This window comes from Photobacterium chitinilyticum (genome assembly GCF_004104355.1).
Classification (GTDB): domain Bacteria; phylum Pseudomonadota; class Gammaproteobacteria; order Enterobacterales; family Vibrionaceae; genus Photobacterium; species Photobacterium chitinilyticum.
Map to the genome: position 1 here is coordinate 1 of NZ_RJLM01000159.1, position 516 is coordinate 516.

General features: G+C 43.6%; 1 pseudogene. It reads left to right on the forward strand.

Annotated features, from left to right (window positions below):
* A pseudogene (locus tag EDI28_RS26345) lies at positions 1 to 81 on the forward strand (IS200/IS605 family transposase); the annotation flags it as partial.
* Positions 82 to 516: the final 435 nt, after the last annotated feature.

Below are 516 nucleotides of genomic sequence, written 5' to 3' on the forward strand. Positions count from 1 at the left end.
GCAATAATTCGTAGATATGTACGACATCAGGACAAAGAAGAGCTTGAGTATGAGAATCAGCTTGAGTTGTTGAAAAACTGATAGCGTGGAATGCCCCCTTCTAGGGGGTGAATGTAAAGCCGCCTTCTTAGAAGGCGGATTTTTACTTGTTATATCATGAAGATAAGCATAAACATCGACTCAGAGTTTTAACGGTAGGGTAGACGGTTTTGCGTTTGAGCTGATTTTAGCAGATGTGGGATTAGAGTTAACTACTTGGATTTGTTGGGTTTTACATAACAAGGCCATCAAGGTGATGCGTTAAACTCGGCATTTTTGGCATGAAGTCAGGTGCGCTTTGCTGGTTCTGTGGGGCACACCTTATGGCTGGCGTTATGCACCTAGAGCCAAGATTTTCAATGGTAGATAATCCATCGCTTGTTTCCACGATTTCTTTGGCCATTTGTTTGCCGAAAGGCTGCCTGAAAGTCCGAAGGTAAGCTTGTTGTTGCCTTCTTTGCTGCCTTTGATTCTGGC